At 63.0% G+C, this 24,703-nt stretch carries 16 protein-coding genes; 9 read left to right on the top strand and 7 right to left on the bottom strand.

Annotated features, from left to right (window positions below):
- Positions 1-179: 179 nt before the first annotated feature.
- The 5 genes from mreB (at position 180) to AC1VVK_RS20130 (ending at position 8,901) form a co-directional block, all read left to right on the top strand.
- A complete protein-coding gene (gene mreB, locus AC1VVK_RS20150) occupies positions 180-1,178 on the top strand; it encodes a rod shape-determining protein MreB (protein ID WP_482906524.1) in 999 nt (332 codons plus the stop codon).
- Between the two features lie 205 nt (positions 1,179-1,383).
- Positions 1,384-3,654 (top strand): acyl-CoA dehydrogenase, encoded by a 2,271-nt coding sequence (locus AC1VVK_RS20145; protein WP_482906523.1) that lies wholly within the window; start codon positions 1,384-1,386, stop codon positions 3,652-3,654.
- Positions 3,651-4,937: an acetyl-CoA C-acetyltransferase gene (locus AC1VVK_RS20140; RefSeq protein ID WP_482906522.1), complete on the top strand. Its 1,287-nt coding sequence runs from the start codon at positions 3,651-3,653 to the stop codon at positions 4,935-4,937. The genes AC1VVK_RS20145 and AC1VVK_RS20140 overlap by 4 nt, the downstream gene beginning before the upstream one ends.
- An 8-nt stretch (positions 4,938-4,945) precedes the next feature.
- Complete coding sequence (locus AC1VVK_RS20135) at positions 4,946-7,057, top strand: 3-hydroxyacyl-CoA dehydrogenase NAD-binding domain-containing protein (RefSeq protein ID WP_482906521.1); 2,112 nt, start codon at positions 4,946-4,948, stop codon at positions 7,055-7,057.
- Complete coding sequence (locus AC1VVK_RS20130) at positions 7,054-8,901, top strand: acetyl-CoA hydrolase/transferase C-terminal domain-containing protein (protein ID WP_482906520.1); 1,848 nt, start codon at positions 7,054-7,056, stop codon at positions 8,899-8,901. Before AC1VVK_RS20135 ends, AC1VVK_RS20130 begins: the two co-directional genes overlap by 4 nt.
- A gap of 132 nt (positions 8,902-9,033) precedes the next feature.
- Here the strand turns inward: AC1VVK_RS20130 and AC1VVK_RS20125 are convergent, their stop codons facing one another.
- Complete coding sequence (locus tag AC1VVK_RS20125) at positions 9,034-11,358, bottom strand: arylsulfatase (protein ID WP_482906519.1); 2,325 nt, start codon at positions 11,356-11,358, stop codon at positions 9,034-9,036.
- A gap of 231 nt (positions 11,359-11,589) precedes the next feature.
- Between AC1VVK_RS20125 and AC1VVK_RS20120 the strand changes: the two genes are divergently transcribed.
- Complete coding sequence (locus AC1VVK_RS20120; RefSeq protein ID WP_482906518.1) at positions 11,590-12,474, top strand: LysR family transcriptional regulator; 885 nt, start codon at positions 11,590-11,592, stop codon at positions 12,472-12,474.
- A 52-nt stretch (positions 12,475-12,526) separates the two neighbouring features.
- Here the strand turns inward: AC1VVK_RS20120 and AC1VVK_RS20115 are convergent, their stop codons facing one another.
- The 3 genes from AC1VVK_RS20115 to groES all read right to left on the bottom strand — a co-directional run bounded on the left by AC1VVK_RS20115 (position 12,527) and on the right by groES (position 15,382).
- Positions 12,527-13,126 (bottom strand): hypothetical protein, encoded by a 600-nt coding sequence (locus tag AC1VVK_RS20115; RefSeq protein WP_482906517.1) that lies wholly within the window; start codon positions 13,124-13,126, stop codon positions 12,527-12,529.
- A gap of 305 nt (positions 13,127-13,431) precedes the next feature.
- Positions 13,432-15,033, bottom strand: a complete 1,602-nt coding sequence (gene groL, locus AC1VVK_RS20110) for a chaperonin GroEL (protein WP_482906516.1) — start codon at positions 15,031-15,033, stop codon at positions 13,432-13,434.
- Between the two features lie 61 nt (positions 15,034-15,094).
- Positions 15,095-15,382 carry a co-chaperone GroES gene (gene groES / locus AC1VVK_RS20105; protein WP_482906515.1) on the bottom strand — a complete coding sequence of 96 codons (288 nt, stop codon included), beginning with the start codon at positions 15,380-15,382 and terminating at the stop codon, positions 15,095-15,097.
- Positions 15,383-16,794: 1,412 nt separating this feature from the next.
- Between groES and hpnJ the strand changes: the two genes are divergently transcribed.
- Together hpnJ and AC1VVK_RS20095 are read left to right on the top strand one after the other, a co-directional pair.
- The gene (hpnJ, locus tag AC1VVK_RS20100) at positions 16,795-18,222 is read left to right on the top strand and encodes a hopanoid biosynthesis associated radical SAM protein HpnJ (RefSeq protein ID WP_482906514.1); all 1,428 of its coding nucleotides are present in this window, start codon (positions 16,795-16,797) and stop codon (positions 18,220-18,222) included.
- 3 nt (positions 18,223-18,225) lie between these two features.
- Positions 18,226-19,350: a radical SAM protein gene (locus tag AC1VVK_RS20095; protein WP_482906513.1), complete on the top strand. Its 1,125-nt coding sequence runs from the start codon at positions 18,226-18,228 to the stop codon at positions 19,348-19,350.
- Positions 19,351-19,415: 65 nt separating this feature from the next.
- Here the strand turns inward: AC1VVK_RS20095 and AC1VVK_RS20090 are convergent, their stop codons facing one another.
- On the bottom strand, positions 19,416-20,243 hold the full coding sequence (locus AC1VVK_RS20090; protein WP_482906512.1) for an oxidoreductase: 828 nt from the start codon (positions 20,241-20,243) through the stop codon (positions 19,416-19,418).
- 95 nt (positions 20,244-20,338) lie between these two features.
- Between AC1VVK_RS20090 and AC1VVK_RS20085 the strand changes: the two genes are divergently transcribed.
- Positions 20,339-21,244, top strand: a complete 906-nt coding sequence (locus tag AC1VVK_RS20085; RefSeq protein WP_482906511.1) for an AraC family transcriptional regulator — start codon at positions 20,339-20,341, stop codon at positions 21,242-21,244.
- A 14-nt stretch (positions 21,245-21,258) separates the two neighbouring features.
- Here AC1VVK_RS20085 and AC1VVK_RS20080 read toward each other — a convergent pair whose 3' ends face one another.
- The gene (locus tag AC1VVK_RS20080) at positions 21,259-22,491 is read right to left on the bottom strand and encodes an NAD(P)/FAD-dependent oxidoreductase (RefSeq protein ID WP_482906510.1); all 1,233 of its coding nucleotides are present in this window, start codon (positions 22,489-22,491) and stop codon (positions 21,259-21,261) included.
- A complete protein-coding gene (locus tag AC1VVK_RS20075) occupies positions 22,488-24,638 on the bottom strand; it encodes a catalase (RefSeq protein ID WP_482906509.1) in 2,151 nt (716 codons plus the stop codon). The genes AC1VVK_RS20080 and AC1VVK_RS20075 overlap by 4 nt, the downstream gene beginning before the upstream one ends.
- Positions 24,639-24,703: the final 65 nt, after the last annotated feature.

The raw sequence follows: 24,703 nt of genomic DNA, 5'->3' as shown, positions 1-24,703 counted from the left end.
ACCCGGGGCTAATTGCCTGCGAGAAGCTGTCCCCCGTGACGGGCGAAACGGATTAGGCGAAGGCGTCCGTGCATCGGTTCAGCATGCCCTCAAGAAGCGGGTCCGTCAAATGAGACGCGCGCGAATCCTTCCGCCGAGTAGTTGAAGACAACCATCCGGCGCGCTGCTAGGGGTCAGCCATGATGTCATTCCTAACCTCGAAAAAGCCGGAACTCGCGATTGATTTTGGCACTGCGAATGTTCGCGTGGTTCATCGCTCAGAGGGCATTTTATTCGACGAACCTTCGCTTTGCTGTTTCACGGGCCCATGGGGCGCCGAGCAACTTCTTGCAGCCGGGACGAACGCACGGGCGATGGTGGACCGGACGCCGAGCCACATGCGGATCAAGCGTCCGCTTCGCCGCGGCGTGCTTCAGGATATCGATGCGGCCACGCACATGCTGCGCTATGCGCTTCGAAGCGCGGTGGGACGCTCCGGGCTGGGCAGGACGCGCGTCCTGATCGGCGTACCTTCGGATGCCACGCAGGCTGAGCGGGCGGCACTGCTCACTGCGGCGAGCGACGCCGGACTGGCCTCGGTTCGGCTCGTCCCGGAACCGCTGGCCGCCGCGATCGGCGCAGAGCTTCCCATCGAACATCCCACCGGCACCATGGTTGTCGAATGCGGGGCCGGCACCAGCGAAGTAGCCCTGATCTCCCTGGGAGGCATTTGCCAGACACGCTCGGTCCGCGTCGGCGGCGCATCGCTTGCCCGCGCCATTGCCGACGATCTCCACCTTCGGCACAAGCTGCTCATCGGCGACCTCACCGCCGAGCGCATCATGGAGGAGTACAGCGCCCGCGCGCAGACCGGCGAACGTTCGCTGCCGATCGAGGTCAAGGGACGCAGCCTGCGCACCCAGATGCCGGCTGTCCTTTCGCTTTCGTGCGAAGAACTCGATCTCGTCGCGGAAAAGCATTTCCGCGTGATTATCGAGGCGGTGCGGCAACTGCTCAGCGAAACGCCGCCGGAGCTCAGCCATGACATTCTGGCGGACGGCATCGTTCTGACCGGCGGCGGCGCACTGTCGCCCTTGCTGGGCTTGTTGATGTCGAAGGAAACCGGCCTTTCCGTACGCACGGCAGCCGACCCGAGCGAATGTGTAGCGCGCGGCCTGCAGGCAATGCTGCTGCACTGAGACGACATCGACCGGCGAGCAGCCCCCGCGCGGATTTCGGTTAGCAAACGAAAGCGCATCATGAACTGCGATTGATCCGCCCAGCGCTTCGGCTTGCCGCCGCGCGGGCGCAACTCGCGCCGGTGCGAAACCGAACCGAGCCGAGTGTCGGGAGCAATTCTCTCCGCGCAAGCGTTGTGCGTTGGCAGGAGAAGGAGCCCGATCGATGTCGCTTGCCGCCGACTTTGCCACCACCGCCCGCCGCGAAGTGCTTACCCGACCGGTCATGTCCCTCGTGCAGTCGGCGCTCCCGGCCCTCTCCGCCACCGAGAACGAGGCCATCGATGCGGGCAACACCTGGTGGGACGCCGCGCTGTTCACCGGTAACCCGGACTGGGATCAGCTCCTTGCCGTCCCTCCCGCCACGCTGACGGATGAAGAGCGGGCGTTCCTGAATGGGCCGGTGGACAGGCTCTGCGCGATGATCGACGACTGGCGGATGACGTGGGAGACCCACGACTTGCCGCCGGAAGCCTGGGACTTCCTGAAGCGCGAGAAATTCTTCGGCATCATCATTCCCAGGGAACACGGCGGGCTGGGCTTCTCGAACTTCGCGCATAGCGAGATCGTGCGCAAGATCGCCACGCGCTCGGTATCGACGGCCGTGACGGCGATGGTTCCCAACTCGCTCGGCCCGGGCGAGTTGATCCTGCGCTTCGGCACCAAGGCGCAGCAAGAATATTGGCTGCCCCGTCTGGCCGATGGACGCGAACTGCCCGCCTTCGGGCTTACCAGCCCGGAAGCCGGCTCCGACGCCGCCTCCATGACCGACGAAGGCGTGATCTGCCGGGGCGAATGGAACGGGGAGGATGTGCTGGGCATCCGCCTCAACTGGCACAAGCGCTATATCACGCTGGGCCCGGTGGCGACGATCCTGGGCCTTGCTTTCAAGCTGCGCGATCCCGACCATCTGCTGGGCGGGCAGGACGATATCGGCATCACCGTCGCCCTCGTGCCCACTGACCTGCCCGGCGTCACCATCGGCCGCCGCCATGTCCCCTCCATGCAGACCTTCCAGAACGGCCCGAACGAGGGGCACGATGTGTTCATCCCGCTCGACAACGTGATCGGCGGGCCCGAGCGCGTGGGTCAGGGCTGGAAGATGCTGATGAGCGCGCTTGCGGCGGGGCGCGGAATCTCGCTGCCCTCACTCTCGGCGGCGGCGGGAGCCTTCGCCGCGCATACGACTGGCGCCTATGCCCGCCTGCGATCGCAGTTCAACCTGCCGATCGGCAAGTTCGAAGGTATTCAGGAGCGCCTCGCGCGGATTGCCGCCAATGCCTACCTGCTGGACGGCGCCCGGCGCCTGACCTGCGCCGGACTCGATCAGGGGAACCACCCGGCGGTCATTTCCTCGATCCTGAAGCTCCACGCCACCGAACGCATGCGCGTGGTCATCAATGATGCCATGGACGTTCACGGCGGCAAGGGGATCATCGAAGGGCCGCGCAACTACCTTGGCAGCCAGTACCGCGCCATTCCGGTGGGCATTACCGTCGAAGGCGCCAATATTCTCACCCGCAGCCTGATGGTTTTCGGCCAAGGCGCGATCCGGTCGCACCCTTACCTGCTGGACGAAATCCGTGCCGTTGGCGATGCCAACCGCAGCCGGGCGCTGGCGAATTTCGATCAGGTGCTCTGGAAGCATATCGGCCACGCGCTGAAAACCGCCATTCGCGCCTTCGTGCGGAACTGGAGCGGCGGCCTGTTCGCGCCCGCACCCAGGGCCGGCAAGGCGAAGAAATACTATCGGCAGATGAGCCGCTATGCTGCGGCCTTCGCGTTCGTGTCGGACATTTCCTTCCTGACGCTGGGGGGCGAATTGAAGCGGCGCGAACTGCTCTCTGCCCGGCTGGGGGACGTGCTTTCGGAGCTGTACCTCCTGTCCGGTGCGCTCAAGCGCTGGGAGGACGAAGGGCGGCAGGATGACGACTTGCCGCTGCTTGCCTGGTGCATGGAAAGCGGCTTCGCGACGATCGAACAGCGCTTCGCCGAGATTATCGCGAACTTCCCCGCAAGGCCGGTCGGCTGGATGCTGCGCCTGTTTATCCAGCCCTTCGGCCGCCGCCGCAATGGGCCTTCCGACCGCACGATCCGCGCCTGCGCCAATATCCTGCTGGAGCCCTGCCCGGCACGCGATCGACTGGTGGAGAACGTCTACATCGGCGGCGCCGACGAAGCGGTAGGGCGCCTGACCGATGCCTTCCTCCAGACCGTCGCCACCCAGCCCATCCACGACCGGCTGCGCAAGGCGCGCATCCGCGATTTGGACAAGGCGCGCGATGAGAACCTTATCACGGCCGAGGAATTCGAAAGCCTGAAGGCCGCCGATGCCGCCGTGGCGGAAGTGATCGCCGTAGACGATTTCGCCGCCGAAGACCTCGAACGCTCCCACCCGGAAAGCGCCGACAACCGCATCGGCGAGCCTGCCGAATGAGCCGGGCCGTCTATATCGTCGATGGCGCCCGCACGCCGTTCCTGAAAGCGCGCGGCGGCCCCGGCCCCTTCACGCCCGTAGACCTTGCCGTGCAATGCGGCCGGCCGCTGCTGCTGCGCCAGCCTTTCGCGCCCCCGGATTTCGATCAGGTTATCCTGGGCTGCGTCAACGTCATTGCCGATGAGGCCAATCCCGCGCGGGTTGCCGCCCTGCGCCTTGGCTGCGGGCCGCAAACGACGGCCTTTACCGTCCAGATCAATTGCGGCTCGGGCATGCAGGCGATGGATACCGCCTATCGCTACATCGCCGACGGCGGAAGCGACCTTGTCCTTGCGGGCGGCGCTGAAGCGCTGAGCCATGCTCCACTGGTCCTTCGGCAAGATGCCGTGGAATGGCTGGCGGCGATGCAGGGCAACAAGGCCGGCCCGCTTGGCGCGCTGAAGGCCGCCAGCGGGTTCCGGCCGGATTTCCTGAAGCCCATCGTCGGCCTCGAACGCGGGCTGACCGATCCGATCACCAACCTTGGCATGGGCCAGACCGCCGAAGTGCTGGCGCATCTCTTCTCCATCTCGCGCGAGGCGGCGGACCGTTATGCGGTGGAGAGCCACAAGCGATTGGCCAAGGCTCAGGCCGAAGGCTGGCTGAAGGGCGAACTCGAACCCGCCTTCGCCCGCGACGGCACCGTCTACGACCACGACGACGGCGTGCGACCGGACAGCGACGTCGCCAAACTGGCCAAACTCAAACCGGTATTCGAGCCGCCTTTCGGCAAAGTCACGGCCGGCAACAGTTCGCAGATAACCGATGGTGCCTGCTGGACGATCCTTGCCTCCGAAACGGCGCTGGAGCGTCATGGGCTGATTCCCCGCGCACGCATTCTGGACAGCCAGTGGTCCGCGCTCGATCCCTCGATCATGGGGTTGGGGCCAGTTCTCGCCGCTACCGAACTGCTCAAGCGCAACGCATTGACGCTGCAAACGGTCGAGCTTTGGGAACTCAACGAGGCTTTCGCAGCGCAAGTTCTGGCCTGCCTCGCCGCCTGGCAGGACGAGGGTTTCTGCCGCGAAGTGCTCGGCCTCGACGGCGCGGCGGGCGCGATCGATGCCGAGTCCATCAATGTCGATGGCGGGGCGGTCTCGCTCGGCCATCCGGTCGGCGCCAGCGGAGCCCGCATCGGGCTCCATCTGGTGCAGGCCATGGAGCGGCTGGGCAAGCGGCGCGGCATCGCCACCGAATGCATCGGCGGCGGCCAGGGCGGCGCCATGCTGATCGAACGCGCGTGAAGGAGGCCATGATGAACGATCCCGTATGGACCTATCTGGCCAACCGCGACCTGACGCTCGGCCCCGTTGCCCGTTCACAGGCCGGGGGCGAGTTCACGCACTGGCAGTTCTCGCGCGATGCCGACGGCGTGGCCTGGGCCGTGATCGATCAGCAGGGCACCGGCGCCAATACGCTCTCGCAGGCGGTATTGGAGGAATTCTTCCGGATACTCGACCTTGTCGAGCAGCGCGCGCCCAAGGCGCTGGTGATCCGCTCGGCCAAGAAGAGCGGTTTTCTTGCGGGCGCGGATATCTCCGAGTTTCGCGGCGTCACCGATGAAGCCGCGATCCGCGCAAGGATTGCTAGCGCCCATGCGGTGGTCGATCGGCTGGAAGCGCTCACTTTGCCGACCATCGCCGTCATGCACGGCTATGCCATGGGCGGCGGGCTGGAGATCGCGCTTGCCTGCAACCAGCGCATCGCCGTGGAAGGCACCCGCTTCGGCTTTCCGGAAGTGCAGATCGGTCTTCACCCCGGCCTTGGCGGAACGGCGCGCTTCCCGCATCTGTGCGATCCAATCGAAGCGATGAGCGCCATGCTGACCGGCAAGTCGATCCACGACCGGGAGGCCCGGCGCATGGGGCTGGTAGATACGGTGGTGCCCGAACGCCACGTTCGCGCGGCGATCGCGGCGGCCGTGAACGGCGATCTTGGTCAGGCGCGACAAGGACTGGTGGGACAGTTGAAGGACACAGCCCCCGCCCGACGCCTCGCTGCGCGGCAGATGCGCGCGCAGGCCGAAGCGCGCGCGCCTTCGGCGCACTATCCTGCGCCCTATGCCTTGATCGACCTCTGGGAAGAGCACGGCGGCGACATGGAGGCGATGAAGCAGGCCGAGATCGCCTCCTTTGCGCATCTCATGCTGACCGATACGGCGCAGAACCTGATCCGCGTCTTCTTCCTGCGCCAGAAGCTCAAGGATCTTGCCCCCAACGCTTCCGGGGTGGCGCAAGTCCATGTGATCGGCGCGGGCGCGATGGGCGGAGACATCGCCGCCTGGTGCGCGTGGAAAGGCCTGCGCACCAGCCTGTCGGACGTGAAGCCGGAACCCATCGGCGCCGCCATCGGTCGTGCCGCCGCGCTCTACGAGAAGATCGCCCACGGCGACCGTCTGAAGATACGCGATGCGCTCGATCGGTTGGTTCCCGATCCCGAGGGCCACGGCATCGCCAGCGCCGATCTCGTGATCGAGGCCGCGCCCGAGAAAGTGGACCTCAAGCGCAAGCTCTACGCCGATGCCGAGCCGCGCATGAAGGAAGGCGCAATCCTGGCCACCAACACTTCCTCGATCCCGCTTGCCGAGCTGCGCGAAGGGCTTCGGCGGCCGGAGCGGCTGGTCGGCATCCATTTCTTCAACCCGGTCTCCCGCCTCGATCTCATCGAAGTGGTCAGCCACGACGGCACCGAGGCGGAAGTCGCCGCCGAGGCGCTCGCTTTTGTCGGCCGCATCGGCAAGTTGCCCGCCCCTGCGAAGAGCGCGCCCGGCTTCATCGTTAACCGCATCCTCACCCCCTACCTTGTCGAGGCCTTTGCCCTGATGGACGAAGGCCTGCCGCCCGAGGTCATCGACAAGGCCGCCACCGATTTCGGCATGCCGGTCGGGCCGCTGGAACTGGCTGATCAGGTGGGCCTCGACATCGGCCTTGCGGTTGCCGAGATGCTGAAGCGGGAACTGGACTGGCCGCTTCCGGACGCTCCGCAATGGCTGAAGGACAAAGTCGAAGCGGGCGACCTCGGCCGCAAGACCGGCAAGGGCATCTACCTCTGGCGCGACGGCAAAGCCGTGAAAGGGCGTCCCGCAAAACACGGCACAATCCCTCCGCCCCCCAATCTCGTCGACCGGCTGATCCTGCCGATGCTAAACACGGCCGTTGCCGTGCTGCGCGAAGGCGTGAACGACGATCCCGACGTGATCGATGCAGCGATGATCTTCGGCACCGGATTTGCCCCGTTCCGCGGCGGCCCGCTCCATTATGCCCGGGAACGCGGCGTCGGCGAGGTCACTGCCGCCCTCTCCGAACTCGCCCGCAAGCATGGCCCGCGCTTCCAGCCCGACGCGGGGTGGGACGCCTTGCAGTGACCGCCTGCTTCACCGATCCCGAAGAGATTGCCGATCGCATCATTGCCCATACCGGCGGCCGGATCGTGCTGGGGCTGCCGCTTGGGCTGGGCAAGTCGCCCCACATTGCCAATGCCCTGTTCGAACGGGCACGCCGCGATCCCGCGATCCGGCTCGACATTTTCACCGCGCTCACGCTGGAGCCGCCCGAACTAGGGTCCGATCTGGAACGCCGATTTCTGGAACCTGTATTCGCGCGCACCATGGGCGGATATCCCGAATTCGCCTATGCCGCCGCCCAGCGCGCGGGTGACATGCCGCCCAACATCGAAGTCAACGAGTTCTTCTTTCAGGCAGGCAGCCGGCTTGACACGCCGATCGCCCAGCGCAGCTACATCTCGGCCAACTATACCCACGCCATCCGCTACCTGCTCAATCAGGGCGTGAACGTGATCGCCCAGATCGTCGCGCGGCGCGGCGATCGTTTCAGCCTGAGCTGCAACAGCGACATGACGCTGGACCTCCTGCGCGCCCGCGACGCGGGCAAGGCCGATTTTCTGCTGGTTGGGCAAGTGAACGACGAGCTTCCCTTCATGACCGGCCCGGCCGACCTTCCCGCCGATCGGTTTGCAATGATCCTGGACAGCCCGGAGACGCAGTTCCCGCTGTTCGGACCGCCCAATCAGCCCGTCAGCACGGCGCAACATGCGATCGGCGTCCACGTCGCCTCGCTGGTGCCGGACGGCGGATCGCTCCAGATCGGCATTGGCGAAATCGGCGATGCCGTCGCCCATTCGCTGATCCTGCGCCAGCAGCGCCCGGATCGCTTTCGGAGGGCCATCGATACCTTGCTCGTTTCCGGGCAGGTTCGTCCTGCGGTGGAAACGGCCCCGTTCGACGAAGGCCTCTATGCGCCGACCGAAATGCTGGTGGACGGCTTCATCGCGTTGATCCGCACCGGCATCGTCAAGCGCGAGGTGGAGGGGGCCGTGCTCCACGGCGGTTTCTTCGTCGGCCCGCGCGCATTCTATGCGGCCCTGCGCGACATGGACGACGCCACGCGCAGCCGCATCCACATGCGCGAAATCTCGTACGTCAACGCGCTCTATGGCGACGAGACAGCCAAGCGCGCCGCCCGCGTCGGCGCCCGCTTCGTCAACAGCGCGATGATGGTGACCCTGCTGGGCGCGACGATCTCGGACGGGCTGGAGGACGGGCGCGTGGTCAGCGGCGTGGGCGGCCAGTACAACTTCGTCGCGCAAGCCCTGGAACTGGAGGGCGCGCGTTCGATCATCACGCTCCCGGCGACCCGCAGGCACAAGGGGGAACTGCAATCGAACCTCGTCTGGACCTATGGCCACGAGACGATCCCGCGCCATTTGCGCGACATCGTGGTCACCGAATACGGCGTGGCGGACATACGCGGCATGAGCGACGAGCGGGTCATCCAAAGACTTCTCGCCATTACCGACAGCCGCTTTCAGGATGAGTTGCTCGATAACGCCAGAAGCGCCGGCAAGATCGATGCGAAGTGGGACATTCCCACCGAATGGCGAAACAACCTGCCCGCAAGGCTGGCACCGGCGCTACCGGCAGACGATTTCCCGCCCTATCCGTTCGGCACCGACTTCACGCCGGTAGAGCAGCGGCTGCTCCCTGCACTCCTGTATCTGGCAGACAGCAGTTCCTATCCCGGCACACTGGCGAAGATTGCTGCACGCGGCGTGCTTGGCAATGTCACGGCCGAGGAAGAGGAAGCGCTGAATCGGCTCGGGCTCACTCCTCTCGAAGGTGACAAGGCACACAGCCTGCGGACGCGAACCTATCGTGCTTTGGTTCTGGGTGCAGTGCGTTTGACGAGATAGCCCGGATACCGCGAGACCATTCGATATTCGGACCGGCATTAAAGCGTCGCCCGGTCGCTCGCGCCTTGGTTCGCCGCTCCTGGAACGGGGCCGCCGACATGGTGCGGCGGCCCCTTTTGGCAAGGCCAATGTTCACTTCTGCGAGATTGTAACTTCGCCTATCGCGCCTCCGGCAAAGGCGTAGCCGGGGGCCGCATCCGCGGGATAGTCGCCCACCGGAGAACCGCGGTCGATCCCGACATCGAATGTCTCATCGATGGTAAAATAGGTTGGCAACGTCATTCTCAGCTTGCCCGCATCCTCCCTGTGCCCATCGATATTGAGCGTGACATCCGCACCGCTTGCAAAGCCCTGGCCTTGGTAGGCAATGTCGACATCGATCCGATGCTGCCCGGCGGAGAGCGGCGCCGCGCTTCGCAGGTCGAGCGTCTGCAGATCATAGGCGCGATAGCGGAACACCGCATGGTGGCCGGCATCCACGAAGATCGTCCATCCGGCGGATTCGCCTCCCACCGCCGCGACGACGCCCTGAGCTGTCGGATCCGTCCGCAAGGTTGCCGAAATGCCCCAGGACCGATTCTGAACCTTGGGCAAGGCCGTCTCAGGTATTCCCACCGCGCCGGCATGGAAAGTTGCCTGTTTGACGCCCGCCGCCAGATCGGGAAGGCCGCGCCCGAACAGCTTTGGGCCGGATATCGGAAGGACCTGGTTGGCAGCCGCCTCCTGTTCGAAAAGCCGCTTCATGTCCTCCAGTCGGGCCGGCTCTTTGGCGGCAAGGTCGGTCGATTCCGAAAAGTCGCTGCGCAGGTCGTAGAGCTGCCAAACATCCTTGGCCGGGTCGGTGTCCTGAAGTGCCACTTTCCAGGGCACGGGCCCGTGGTTGGCCATGGCGAACCATCCGTCATGATAGATGGAGCGGCGTCCGAACACCTCGAAGTACTGTGTATTGTGCCGTTCGGCAGCTTTGGGCGCATCGAACGTATAGCGAAGGCTCACGCCGTTCATCGGCTTTTGCGCAATGCCATCCACGCTCTTCGGCGCCTCGATTCCAACGATGTCGAGAAGCGTCGGGACCACATCGTTGATGTGCCCGAACTGACTGCGAAGCCCGCCTTTGTCCTTGATGCCGTTGGGCCAGGTAATGACCATCGGATTGCGAATGGCGCCAAGATGCCCCGCCATCGACTTACCCCACGGAAACGGTGTGTCCGTGGCCCAGGCCCAGGCTGCATTGACATGGGCATAGGCATTGCGCGTGCCGATATCTTCCAGCCGGGCATCGGTGACCGGCGGTGCGGGGAACCCGATCAGGCCGCGCAGATAGCTGAGCGATCCCGCCGTGCCCCCCTCCATGCTCGCGCCGTTGTCGCCCACGAGATAGACGATGACGGTGTTGTCGTACTGACCGCTGTCCTTCAATGCCTGAACCACCTTGCCGACTTGCGCGTCGGTATGGGCAAGATAGGCGGCATAGGCTTCCATCAACCGTGAGGAGAACGCCTTCTCCTCGGCGCTGAGGCTGTCCCATGCCGAAAGTTCGGCAGGACGCGGCGTCAGCCTGGCGTCTTTCGGAATGACGCCAAGACGCTTTTCGCGCGCGAAGATTTCCTCGCGCAGCTTGTCCCAGCCTTGATCGAACTGACCGCGATAACGATCGATCCATGGCTTCGGTACCTGGATCGGGGCATGAATGCCGCCCGTCGCCAGATAGAGGAAGAAGGGCTTGTCGGGCGTCACCGAATGCTCGCGGCGCAACCAGTCGATGGAATGCGCGGCGAGGTCTTCGCTCAGGTGATAGCCCGTGCCGGCCGGACGCATGGTGGGCGTCGTCCCGTTGAACAGCGTCGGCTCGAACTCGTTCGTCTCACCCCCGATGAAGCCATAGAAGGATTCGAATCCCTCGCCGGTCGGCCAGCGGTCGAACGGGCCCGAGGGTGACATTTCCCAGTCCGGCGTCTGGTGCCACTTGCCGAATGCCGCCGTACTGTAGCCGTTCTCGCGGAGGATTTCGGCGATCGTCGCGGTGTCCTTGCCATGATAGCCGCTATAGCCCGGCCGCCCGTCGGCCGTATTCATGACCGCGCCGATGCCTGTGGCATGGGGGTTTCGCCCCGTCAGCAGCGCTGCGCGGCTCGGCGAACAGATGCCTGCGGTATGGAAGCGATTGAACCGCAGGCCGTCGTGCGCAAGCGCATCGAGCGCAGCAGTCTGCGCCGGCCCGCCAAATGTCGAGGCCGCTCCGAATCCGACATCGTCCAGCAGCACAATCAGGATATTGGGCGCGCCCTTTGGTGCCGGCTTCTGGACAAGCGTCGGGGCTGTGACCGGAACAGACGAAGCAGGCACGGGCGTACCGGGAATTGGAGACGGCGCGGATTGCGCCCAGGCACCCGTCACGGGTGTCAGGCCCGCCACGGTTAGCGAAGCGGTTAGCAAGAGGCGGCGGCGAAGGATCATGGTTGCTCCCCTGAAGGCGTTCGCGGGTCCGGTGCGTGCCAAGGGCGCAAGCGACTACGGCTCACGCCGAGGCGCGGCCAAGCGCGACCGGATGCCAGACGAATGGCCGGATGCTGGAATGCGAGAAAAGGCGAACGCGTCTCCGGTGGACCGGTGTGCGGTGCCCCACAACTAGCAGAGCGGGATTCAATTTCTAATGCATAAGGAATGCCAAATTGATAACCCATGGTAATGGATATCGATCTGACCAAACTGCGCCATGTGATTGCCGTTGCCGATTGCCTCAGCTTTTCCAAGGCCGCCCGGGCATTGCGGCTGACGCAGCCTGCGCTCAGCCGCAGCATCGCCCGCACCGAGCAGCAATTCGGAGTGACGATATTCGAACGCGGGCGCAGCGGCGTATCGATAACCGGCCAGGGCACAACCATCCTTGCCGAGATGCGGGAGCTGATCGCGCATGCACGCGAATTGGAAAACAATCTTCGGATTTACGGGCGCGGCGAGGCAGGCAGGGTCAAGCTCGGCGTCGGCCCGCAGCCTGCCAGTATCTTTCTTGCGAAGCTGGCGGCATCTGTCCTGAATTCCCGGCCTCGGCTGGATTTACAGGTCGAGATCCGCTCATCCGAACAACTGCTGGAAGATGTCCGCGCCGATCGCGTGGACGCGGCGCTGATTACCGATTTCAACATGGATGCCGCCGACCTGATGGTGGAATCGTTGTGCAATCTTGATCGCGGCATCCTGGTGCGACGGGACCATCCATTGGCCAGGCAAGCGCTATGCGCTGAAGATATCTACCGCTTCACGGTTGCCTGTGGCTCGCGCATTCCCATGCCGTCCGGCCACGCAGGCCTGTTCGTCTGCAACAACGACCATATCGTCGGCGAAGTGGTAAAGCAGACGGACCTCGTCTGGTTCGCCTCACCCAAAGTTGTCGAAAGCGAAATCGCGCAAGGCCATATCGTCGCGCTCGAACTGGACGAGCAGGCGCACGAGCCTCTCTCGGCCGTACTCGTGCGGCGCAGTTATGGGGCCCCCTCACCTGCCCTCACGTTCGTGATTGGTGAAATCAAGCGCCTGTTCGAGACGGTCAAACCTGAGATCGCCACCAGTTGACGAAGATCCGACGAAGACAACTAGCCGCGCCGCCACACCCACATCGGTCCGTTCATTCAGCTTTTTTCAGCGAAATCACGCGATCAACAACAATCTCATTCCTGAACAATCCGAATTGGCCATACGCCCCCGGATACATGGTTTTTCGCCCAACGAACTCAATAAGCATTTCTCGGCGGCCATTTCTGTAGTCATGCCCAATTCCTGCATGCTCGACATCAATCCAGATCGAGGAGGCACGAACTCGCTCAAATTTCTCACGCCAACCTGGCGTCTCCGGGCCGGAACCCGGCCATTCGGGCGCTTTCTCCCCTTCTGGAATAAACGCCTGACCTTCAAATTCATCAATCCAAACGCCTCGATATCGGCGCGGCGCTTCCATCTTGAAGCATTGGTCGACCGGCAAGAGACCTATCGTCGAATCATCAATATGATAGGCACAAGGCGCTTCTCGAACTAAGCGATCGCTGGAACGGTAGCATCCGTGTCCGACATCGGCCTCTGTGCAAGGCGTACCCAACAATCTTGCGCGCTCCTGATCCTCTGGACGGGCAAACACTTCAGGACTCGGTGGATCGAGTGGTCCCGCTTTGGCGGAGCTGACGCAGAATATCATTGCCATAAGCGCCAATATAAGCCGGTCGCGATTCACGAATGCTCCTGCACGACGGTAAACCTCTCGCTTTTGCGGTCGGAAACCGATTCACACGCAACGTGCACTGGCTCTTTAACATGCACAACCCGTAAAGCTCTGAAATCAATAGAGTTCATCCGAGAATCGTGAAATCTCAATTCCCTTTCCGAAGACCACGCCGCACCAATTTTGTTTTCGCCCTGAGGTGTTGGAAACGGCCACGACGCTACGGTCACCCCGGAAGCAAGGCATACTGCCGGACGCAAGGCATGCTGCGGCGCGCAACAGGCGAAGGTCCGGCAGCACTTCTTCGACGATGTCGATCAGGAGGCCGAGGCGCTCGCTTCGACCAGATCGGCGATGCCGGCTTCTGTGGTGATCACCATTCCCGCGACCGAGGCAGCAACCTGAATGGCGCAGCGCGCGACCTTCGTGGGATCGATGACGCCAGCCTGGAACAGGTTCTCGTATGTCTCGGTCTGGGCGTTGAACCCCATATTTTCGTCACCGCCGTCAAGCAGCCGCCCGGCGACCACACCGCCATCGTAACCGGCATTTTCCGCAATCTGGCGAACCGGTGCCCGCAAGGCGCGACGAACGATTTCGATGCCGCGGGTCTGGTCGTCGTTCTCGCCCTTGAGGTCGTTCAACACCTTTGAGGCATAGAGCAGCGCCGTACCCCCGCCGGGAACGACACCTTCCTCCACAGCTGCCCGCGTCGCGTAGAGGGCGTCTTCCACGCGGTCCTTGCGCTCTTTCACTTCGAGTTCGCTCGATCCGCCGACCTTGATGATCGCAACGCCGCCAGCAAGCTTGGCCAGCCGTTCCTGCAGCTTCTCCTGATCGTATTCGCTGGTGGCAAGCGCGATCTGGGCCTGGATCGTCGCGATGCGCGCCTTGATCGCATCGGCCGTGCCCGCGCCGTCCACTATGGTTGTGGTATCCTTGTCGATCGTCACTTTCTTGGCACTGCCCAGCATGTCCAGCGTGACGTTTTCGAGCTTGGTCCCAAGGTCTTCGGAGACGATCTCGCCGCCCGTCAGAACCGCGATATCCTCAAGCATGGCCTTGCGGCGATCGCCGAAGCCCGGAGCTTTGACCGCCGCGACATGCAGACTGCCGCGCAGCCGGTTTACGACGAGCGTGGCCAGCGTTTCGCCCTCCACGTCTTCGGCAATGATCAGCAGTGGCCGTTGGGACTGGACGACCGCTTCCAGCAAGGGGAGGATCGAGGCCAGCCCCGCCAGCTTCTTCTCGCACAGGAGGATGTACGGGTCGCTCAGTTCCACCGTGAGCTTCTCGGCATTGGTGACGAAGTAGGGCGAAAGATAACCCCGGTCGAACTGCATGCCTTCGACGACGGCAAGCTCGAATTCGACGCCCGAGGCTTCCTCGATCGAGATGACGCCTTCCTTGCCGACTTTTTCCATGGCCTCGGCGATCTTGCGGCCGACCACGTCATCGCCATTGGCCGAGATGGTTCCGACCTGCTCGATCTCCTGCGTTCCCGCCACGGGCTTGGACCGCGCCTTCAGTTCGGCGACCACGGCTTTCACCGCACGGTCGATACCCCGCTTAAGGTCAATGGGATTGGCCTGCGCAGCCACGGACTTCATGCCTTCGAGAACGATCGCCTGCGCAAGGACAGTGGCCGTGGTCGTGCCGTCTCCGGCGTGGTCGTTCGTTCGCGAGGCGACGGTGCGCAGCAGCTGCGCGCCCATGTTCTCGAACTTGTCCGAAAGGTCGATTTCCTTGGCGACGGCAACGCCGTCCTTGGTGATGCGCGGCGCGCCGTAGCTCTTGTCCAGCAGGACGTTGCGCCCCTTGGGGCCCAGCGTCACTTTCACGGCATTGGCGAGCGTATCGACACCGCGGCTGAGAGCTTCACGGATATCGCGCGAGAATCTTACGTCTTTGGCTGGCATGCTCGGTATCCTTCAACATGGAGATGTTTGGCTTCGCCGGAAGCGCCGGCCCGCAAACAACTCAGTCCAGAATGCCAAGCACGTCGCTGTCCTTCATGATGATGAGATCCTCGCCTTCGATCTTGATCTCGGTGCCGGACCATTTGCCGAATAGAATTCTGTCACCGGCCTTGACGTCCAGAGCGATGACAGCGCCGTTTTCCGTGAGCGTGCCCGCGCCCACGGCGACGACTTCACCCTCCTGGGGCTTTTCCCGCGCATTGTCGGGAATGATGATGCCGCCGGAGGTCTTCTCGGGCGCTTCGAGCCGGCGCACGAGAACGCGGTCGTGCAAAGGGCGAAATGTCATGGGGAGCGATCCTGTCGCTGGGCCGCGACGAGGGCGTCGCTTTCACAAGTGGAGCCAGCGCTACGCCTTGCGATTGGCAGTCTTTACCAAAGAGTGCCAATGCCCGCATATGGGCAGTACCTGCGGCGATTCAAGGGCGCGCGCCCGCCAGTCCCGGTCGGAAGCGCAGATCGCACGGACGTTCTTATCGAACTACCAGGGCCCTCTGTCACGATAGAAGGGAAACCGCCGCACGGGCCCTGCCACGAGGTGGTTCTTGAATTTTACACGCATCAGTTCGGCGCCTTCCTCCCGAACGCACACCAGGTGCGTACCTCCGGTCGGAAGCGGTTCGGTCACGCTGATGGTAACGGCAAATTTCTCGCAAAGGGCCACTACTTCGGCTTCGTCGAGAGTCAGATTCATAGCTCGGCTCATAGCGGCAGTCCCAAAATTGTCACAGGATACGGGGGAAGGCACAAGCGGAGCATGGCGATGCCCCTCTTGGTAAGCGCAGGCCTGGCGAAACTCTCAATCGGAGACCGGCCCGCATACGCGATTGCCGATCTGCGCGGGAGGACGGCCTAGGATCGCTTTTCTGGCTGAAGCGATATGGGACCCTTTGCCGACGGATTGGATGCGTTCGGCTTAGGGGGAGCAGGCTTCTTGGGTTTGCGGATTTCCCTGCTGCTCTTTTTTTGGCTCTTTGCCATTTATTGATCCTTTGAGATCGGATTGGATGCATGTCCCGGGCGCGAATGAAGGAGCGCCGCGGCGCGCAGTGCAGTCCAACTGCACGCGGCGGCCGCACCGAGCCTGAGCTGGTAATCTTCGATTTGGTGTCCCCAGTTTTGAGCGAGTTGCCGGTGTTTCGTGCGCACTGCGGCATCGATGGCCGAATCCGCTCGCATCGATGCAAGCTGGTGCGCGAAGTATAGCCGATTGAGGTCCAAAAAAATGGCTCCACGTCGTAAGCGGGAGCGCAATCGGTCTCTCAGTCGCGGGTGCCTACAGAGAACCCATCCGCGATGAATGGTATATAGGCACGCATCCGGGATATAATAAGGGGGTCACGTGCGATGCCGAAAAAATACTTCGAATGACATACCAGAGCACGTATGCGCTCAAATTCGCCCCCATCAGCTATCTCCTGAGCCTAGAACACGAAGAAATACTGACTGCGATCCAATTACTGACCGAACAGAGCGTAGTGGTAGACGATATTTCGGCGCTCCTTTTCCCCAAGGCGTCGTCCACCTCGAAGAAATCCGGGCCAATCTCCTCGTGTGGCAGGCCTCCCGCTGCGGTCTCATTTCGTCACCGCTTATCGCGTTAAAAGAACCAATAATCCCACCGATAAGTATCCCATATTGCCGTCCCCGCGGTGGTAACGGTATCTTGCACGGTCGAGGGTGCGAATGTGGAGGTGGCACATGGCACGCGCCCTATTCCTTCAAGCGCCTTCCTTCGATGGTTTCGATGGCGGCGCAGGTTCGCGCTATCAGGCAAAGCGCGAAATTCGCAGCTTCTGGTATCCGACATGGCTGGCGCAACCGGCAGCGCTGGTCGATGACAGCAAGCTGATCGACGCGCCGCCCGCCCGGCTCAAGCTGGACAGCGTGCTGGCCGAAGCGCGCGGAGCGGACTTCGCCATCATCCATACCTCGGTGCCGAGCTTTGCGTCGGACGTGGCGACGGCGCGCGCGCTCAAGGATCTGGTGCCCTCGCTCAAAGTTGGCTTCATCGGTGCCAAAGTGGCGGTAGAGGCGGAGAAGAGCCTGCGCGATGCCGGAGGTGCCGTCGATTTCGTCGCCCGCAACGAGTTCGATTTCACGATCAAGGAAGTTGCCGAAGGACGCGACTGGAACGCGATCAAGGGCCTGTCCTGGCTTCAGAACGGCACCATCGTCCACAACGAAGACCGCCCGATGCTGGAAACGATGGACGACCTTCCCTTCGTGACGCCAGTCTACAAACGCGACCTGCACATCGAAGATTACTTCATCGGCTACCTCAAGCACCCCTATATCTCACTCTATACCGGCCGCGGCTGCAAAAGCCGGTGCACCTTCTGCCTCTGGCCGCAGACCGTGGGCGGCCATCGCTATCGCACCCGCTCGGTCAGGCATGTGATCGAGGAAATACGCTGGGCGCAAAAGGCCTTCCCGCAAGTGAAAGAGTTCTTCTTCGACGACGACACCTTCACCGACGACGCACCGCGCGCAGAGGCAATCGCGCGCGAGCTGGGCAAGCTCGGTGTCACCTGGTCGTGCAATGCCAAGGCCAACGTTCCGTACGAAACACTGAAGATATTGAAGGACAATGGTCTGAGGCTGCTGCTCGTCGGCTATGAGAGCGGCAACCAGCAGATCCTCCATAATATCAAGAAAGGCATGCGGATCGAGGTCGCGGAGAAGTTTACGCGTGACTGCCACGCTCTCGGCATCACGATCCACGGCACTTTCATCCTGGGTCTGCCCGGCGAGACGCGGGAGACGATCCAGCAGACGATCGAGTGGGCCCGGCGGATCAATCCCCATACCATCCAGGTGAGCCTTGCGGCGCCCTATCCCGGCACTTTCCTGTACAACCAGGCATTGGAGAATGGTTGGCTCGACACCGACAATGCCGAGCTGGTGGATGCGCACGGCGTGCAGATCGCACCGCTGCACTATCCGCATCTGGAGCATCGGGAGATCTTTCACTCGGTCGAGGAGTTTTACAGGAAGTTCTATTTCCGCTCGGGCAAGATCGCCTCGCTGGTGGGCGAGATGGTGCGGGACTTCGACATGATGAAACGCCGCTTGCGCGAGGGGGTGGAATTCTTCGACTTCCTGCGCGAGCGCAAGAGGACGGCCTGAGCCATGGACGCTCCCGCCACCCTCTCGCCCGAGCCGGTCCGCCCCGGCGCGCGCTTCATTCCGGGAATCGTAGACCTGTCGGTAACCGACTATTGCAATGCCGATTGCAGCTTCTGCGGCTTTGCGCGCTCGAAGATGAAGCGGGTGCCGCGCCGGTTCGTCGATGCGGACGGCGTGCTGCGCGCCCTGCCAATCCTGAAGCGGCGCGGAATTGCCTATATCAACTTCCAGGGCGGCGAGCCGCTGCTTCACCCCCGCATGATCGAGATGGTCGCGGCGGCCCGCGCCATCGGCATGAAACCCAGCCTCATCACCAATGGCTGGAAACTACCCGAGAAGGCAGAAGCGCTGGCCAAGGCGGGACTGCAAAATCTGCTGGTCTCGATCGACAGCCATGATCTTGCAGCGCACGAGGCCAATCGGGGCCTGCGCAACCTGACCGACCGGATCGCGCGCGGTATCGCGCAGCTCAAGGCCAGGGGCGTGCCGGTGATGGCCTCGGTCACCGTCAACAAGCTGGTCGATTTCGCTGCGCTTCCCGACACCTTGCGCCAGTTGGGGTTCGATGCGGTCACGTTCTCCTATCCGCGCAAGGATCCGTTCGGTTCAAGCAGCCTAGTCTATGATGAAGACAGCGACCTGGTGGATTACAGCGAGGCGGAACTGCTCGCCGCGCTCGATGCCATCCTGGAGGTCAAGAAGCGCTTCCCCGTCCTCAATCCCACAGCGTCGGTCCGGGATATCCAGCGCCATGTAATGGGAAAGCCGGAAAGGTTCGCCTGCGTCGGCGGGTTCAAGTATTTCTACATGGACTGGAACCTCGACATCTGGCGGTGTGAGGCCTGGCATGCGCCGCTGGGATCGGTGTTCGAGTTCGATCACATGCCCGACGATCGCAGCCCTTGCACGGCCTGCATCATGTCCTGCTATCGCGATACGAGCACATTGATGCACGCCGGGGTGGCGGTCGATGCGGCGGGCAGAGCACTTGCGGAGTGGAAGCCCATGCAGGCGGCGCGAACTTTGTTGAACCGCGCCGTCGCGCAATCGCTCGGGACGACGATGGCGGAGGCAGGATTGATCGTTAAGCTCGGGCTGAGGAAGGGCAAGGCCGTGCGCACGCCGTGATCGCCGCTGTGTCGGCATCGCAAGGGCAGGCGGAGGCACAGAGCGATTGGTTGTGCCGATTTCCATCAGCCGTCTGTAGATCGGGTCAACTCCTCCCAATCCGCAATCTCGCGGTCCATCCTGTCCATGCGCTCGCGAACCAGTCGCAATGCATCGCTACCCAGCAGCAGTTGCGGCGGCGGAGCGTCCGACGCGACAAGCGCAAGCACTGCCGCAGCAAGCTTCGCGGGATCGCCCAGTTGCTTGCCATCTTTCTCGTGCCGCGCCGTCCTGATTGGGTCGAACAGCGCGTCGTAGTCGCCAATCGAGCGAACGGTCCTGACCATCGAGCGCCCGGCCCAGTCGGTACGAAACGAGCCGGGACACAGCGTCGTCACGTGCACCCCGAAAGGCGCCATTTCCGCACGCATGACTTCCGAAATACCCTGCAGCGCAAACTTGCTGCCGCAGTAGTAGCCTATGCCCGGCATCGTGATCATGCCGCCCATCGATGTCACGTTCACGATGAACCCGCGGCGGCGCTTGCGGAAGCGCGGCAGGAATGCCTTGGCGACAGCGACCGCACCGAAGACATTCACATCGAACTGGCGGCGCATTTCCTCTAGCGGCGATTCCTCCAGTATCCCTTCGTGTCCATAGCCGGCGTTGTTGATCAGCACGTCGACCGGGCCATGCTCTTCCTCGGCCTCCGCGACGATCGCGGGAATTCGCTCGAAATCGGTGACATCGCACAGGACCACGCGCGCGTCCGGCAAACGCTCCCGCAGCGATGCCCCGGCCTCGTGCGAGCGGACCGAGCCAATCACCCGGTGACCGGCCGCCAGCGCGGCTTGCGCAATGGCGAAACCGAAACCGGAGTTGGCGCCTGTGATGAAAAAAGTCTGCTCTGGCATAGCTGTTCTCTGCTTGATCGGATTTACGGCTTGTCAGATAGTATGTTGCCGGAGCAGCCCCAATTGCGCTTCCTCTGAGATCCTTGCCCAATCCTATGGAATCGCCGTCCACGCAGTCTACGTTACCCGCGCTTGCCGCCGAACTCGCGCCGCAGCACGGCTATAACGCCACGCCTTTGCCCGGCGTCCGCATTCTGCGGTCCGAAGCGATCCTCGAAGACGTGCCCGTACTCTACAGGCCCGGGGCGGTCTTCGTGCTGCAAGGGTCCAAGCAGGGCTTCGTCAATGGCGAGATCTACCGCTACGATGCCGACCATTACCTTGCCGTCTCGGTTCCCGTGCCGTTCCGGATGGCCTCGCAGGCCAGTCCCGAACGCCCCCTGCTCGCCATCTATCTCGATTTCGACCTGCATCTTGCCGCCGAGATCGTGACCGCGCTCGATGGAAAGGCTGGCCGCGAGGACAAAGTGCGGGCTCGCAGTCTTGTCTCAAGCCCGATGGCACCGCCGATCAGGGATGTCCTCGGTCGCTTGCTTCGCGCCCTTGGGGATGCGGAGGAACTCGCCATTCTCGGCCCGGGTCTGCTGCGCGAGTTGCATTACCGCGTGCTGGTGGGTCCTCAGGGCGGTTCGGTGATGGCAGCGCTTCGTCGCCATGACAAAGCAGACCGGATCGTTCAGAGCCTGACCCTCATTCGCGAACGCTACAACGAAGGGTTATCCGTGCCGCAGCTTGCCGCATCGGCCGGCATGAGCGTTCCGTCCTATCACGCCGATTTCAAGGCGCTCACCGGCAACACGCCGATCCAGTACATCAAGGCCCTGCGTCTGCATGAGGCCCGGCTGATGATTGCGCGGCGCAAAGGATCGATTGCCACGATTGCCGCTGAAGTCGGCTATGCCAGCCCGGCCCAGTTCAGCCGGGATTTCAAGCGCCATTTCCATCGCAGCGCGAGCGAGGAAGCGAAATGGATGCGTCTGCATCTCGGGGAGATGGATTAGGACAGGACGCTGGCTCACCCCCGAAAGCGATAGGGATCGAAACACCGCTCATCCCGATCCAGATTTCCGTCCAGCGCGGCTTCGAGCAGTTCGGCCGCGAGCGCCGCAAAGGCGATGCCATTGCCGCCGAAACCCGCGGCTATCCAGACGTGCTCCATCGATTGCACGGGACCGATTGCAGGCAGCCCATCCGGGGAACTGCCGAAGGTAGCCGTCCAGGCGCAATCCCAGTCGATCTGTTCGCATCCCAGCGTGGCGGCGAGCCGTGCCGCAATCTTGCCTGCCTTGGCGTCCAGCAGATCGTCCCGCGTTTCGGCCTGGGAAAAGTCCACGTCCTCGCCTCCGGCAATGATCCGGCCCTCGCTGCATGAGCGGACATAGAGATAGGGATCGTTCGCTTCCCAGATCATCGCATCTTCGGCCCATAGCGGCGCGACGCCGGGTCTTGTGGCGATGACGTAAGTGGAGAGCAGAGAGAAGGCCGGCGGCAGGAACAGCCTTGCTCGTTCGTATCCGGTGGCAAGGATCACGTCCCTTGCCGTGAACCTGTGACCTTCCGCCGTTTCCAATTCGACGCCCCGCATGGAGGGATGAAGGGCTACAATGTCCACGGGATAGCTCAACGTAGATCCATGCGCCTGCGCGCGTACCAGCAGGGCGTGACAGGTTCGAACCGGGTCGATGGCATAAGTGCCGGTCGAAACGATCCCCGCCCGCGGCGCTATGCCGAAACGTTCCGCCACCGCCTCCGCAGGGAGAAACTCGGACGGGAGGCCGTGCTGCCGGTGAAGCCCCGCCTCGGCTTCAAGGCCGCCGGAATCGAGCAGTCCGCCAGCCAGATATACGGTGGGGCCATCGATCTTCAGCGATGCGTCCAGCCCATCGAGATGCGTGCCGAAACGCTCGACTGCGGCGAATACGCGCCGCCAGCGAATTGCCGCTTCCTCTTCGCCCAGCTCGCGCGCAAGCGAGATCAGCGGCACGTCCATGGCCCACATGATCTGGGCGGTGGAAGCGGCGGTGCTGCCGGTCGCCGGCGGGCGCCGATCGCATAGGGCAACCGTTCGGCCGCCGCGCGCCAGCCTCTCGGCGAGGATGGAGCCCATGATCCCGCTGCCAAGGATCGCGATATCGACGTCCGAGGTGGGCAGCGGAGAAGCAGGTGGAGAGCGCCAGTCACTTTCGCGCCATGGCACTCTGCCGGTCCGCAGATCGCGCGCTTCGGTGAGGGGAATGGCAGCGCTCACGCCAGATCGCGCAGTTGCGCTTCGCGCGCCCAGTGCCGCTTCGCACCGACTTTGGCGAAATCCTCCACCGGCACGACGCCGTCATCCTTCTCGACGCCGGCCTTGTCCAGGATCACTTGCGTGCCGGGGCAATGGGCAATCGTCTTGCAGTGGCCGTAAGCGTCCATGAACCATTGCACGGCTGCGCCTTGCGCTGCCAATTTCTCTGCCGCCTCCGGCATCAGGATCGAGGCGACGGCATCGAACACGACCGATGGCGAACCGGCCAACTGGCCATCGGCCTTCAGCGTGCCGCCCTTTACGGCGATCCCGCCGACCTTCGGCGCGACTAGAAACGCCGTCCCGCCCGCTTTCTCTATTTGCGCCTTGAGAGCATCGATCGCGGCCTTGTCCGATCCTTCGGCGAACAGAATGCCGATCTTGCGCCCCTCCAGCGTATCGAGCGCTTTCTTCTGGATCGAAAGGGCGTCCGATGGTTTCATTGTCACCGGCTCGCGGGCCGCCTTGGCTTTTTTGGGCAGATCGATAGCCAATCCTGCGGCCACGCGCTTCGCCAGATCCTCGTCGACGTTGCGCAGGCGGGCGACCACGCGCTCGCGAATATGCGGGATAGCAACTTTCGACAGTTCGAAGACGATGGCCGAGGCGATGTGCGCCTGCTCATTTTCGGTCTGCGAGTGATAGAACAGCGCAGCCTGACTGTAATGATCGGCAAACAGCTCCGCGCGGATGCGCAGCTTTTCGGCCGGGTCGTTACGTTCGGCATTTTCGGGGAAGCTGACGAAACCAGTGTCCGGGCACGCGCGGGGGCCGGCATCCTCTCCCGCTTGCGCCAGACTGTTCGGCTCGTAATTGGCGCGGCCGGTGGGCACCAGGGTCTGCATCATGCCGTCGCGCTGGAAATTGTGGAACGGGCACTTGGGCGCGTTGATAGGAATCTGGTGGAAGTTGGTTGTACCCAGCCGCGATTTCTGGGTGTCCAGATAAGAGAACAGGCGGCCTTGCAACAGCGGATCGTTGGTGAAATCGATGCCGGGGATCACGTTGCTGGGCAAGAAGGCCACTTGCTCGGTTTCGGCGAAGAAATTGTCGACATTGCAGTCGAGCGTGAGCCTGCCGACCACTTGCAGCGGAATTTCCTCTTCAGGGATCAGCTTCGTCGCATCGAGCACGTCGTAAGGCTGCCTAGCGGCCCATTCCTCGTCGAAGACCTGCACGCCCAGATCCCACGCGGGGAACCCGCCACCGGCAATCGCTTCGAACAAGTCGCGCCGGTGGAAATCGGGATCGGCACCGGCGATCTTCACCGCCTCGTCCCAGACCAGCGATTCCATGCCCAGTACAGGCCGCCAATGAAACTTGACGAACTTGCCCTCTCCGCTTTCGTTGACGAAGCGGAAGGTGTGCACGCCGAAACCTTCCATCATTCGAAAGGAACGGGGAATCGCCCGGTCGGACATGGCCCACATGATCATGTGCAGCGATTCCGGCATCAGCGAGACGAAGTCCCAGAAGGTATCGTGCGCCGATGCGGCTTGCGGATAGCCGCGATCCGCCTCCATCTTCACCGAATGGACCAGATCCGGGAACTTGATGGCATCCTGGATGAAGAAGACCGGGATGTTGTTGCCCACCAAGTCCCAGTTGCCCGTCTCGGTGTAGAATTTGACCGCGAAACCACGCACATCGCGAGGCGTGTCGACCGACCCCGCGCCGCCGGCGACGGTCGAGAAACGGACGAAGACCGGGCATGTCGCGCCCTTCTTCTGGAAGATCGATGCCTTGGTGATTTCAGGAATGGCGCGCGTGCACTCGAACACGCCGTGCGCCCCGGACCCACGCGCGTGGACGATGCGTTCGGGAATACGCTCATGGTCGAAATGGAAGATCTTCTCGCGCAGAACGAAATCTTCCAGCAGCGACGGGCCACGCTCTCCCGCACGCAGGCTGTTCTGGTTATCCGCAATGCGATGCCCGAAATTGTCGGTCAGAAATGCCGCGGGATCGCTGCTTGCGCTGGCGACCTCCTGGTGCAGTTCGCCGCCATTTCCAGCACTCTCACGGGGTTCATTCCGACCGCTGCCGGGACGGATGGCTTCGCGTGCGTTATCGGCGGCTGGGGTGCGATCGTCCTTCGGGGAAGACATTGCGACAACTCCTGAGGAAAGGGCAGCCGAAGCCGAAACGGCCGGCGAACCTGTCTAATGAAGCG

The sequence above is a fragment of the Novosphingobium sp. BL-S-32 genome, from assembly GCF_056857055.1.
The sequence above is the reverse complement of the archived record's forward strand: the minus strand, read 5'-3'. Positions and strand labels throughout refer to the sequence as shown.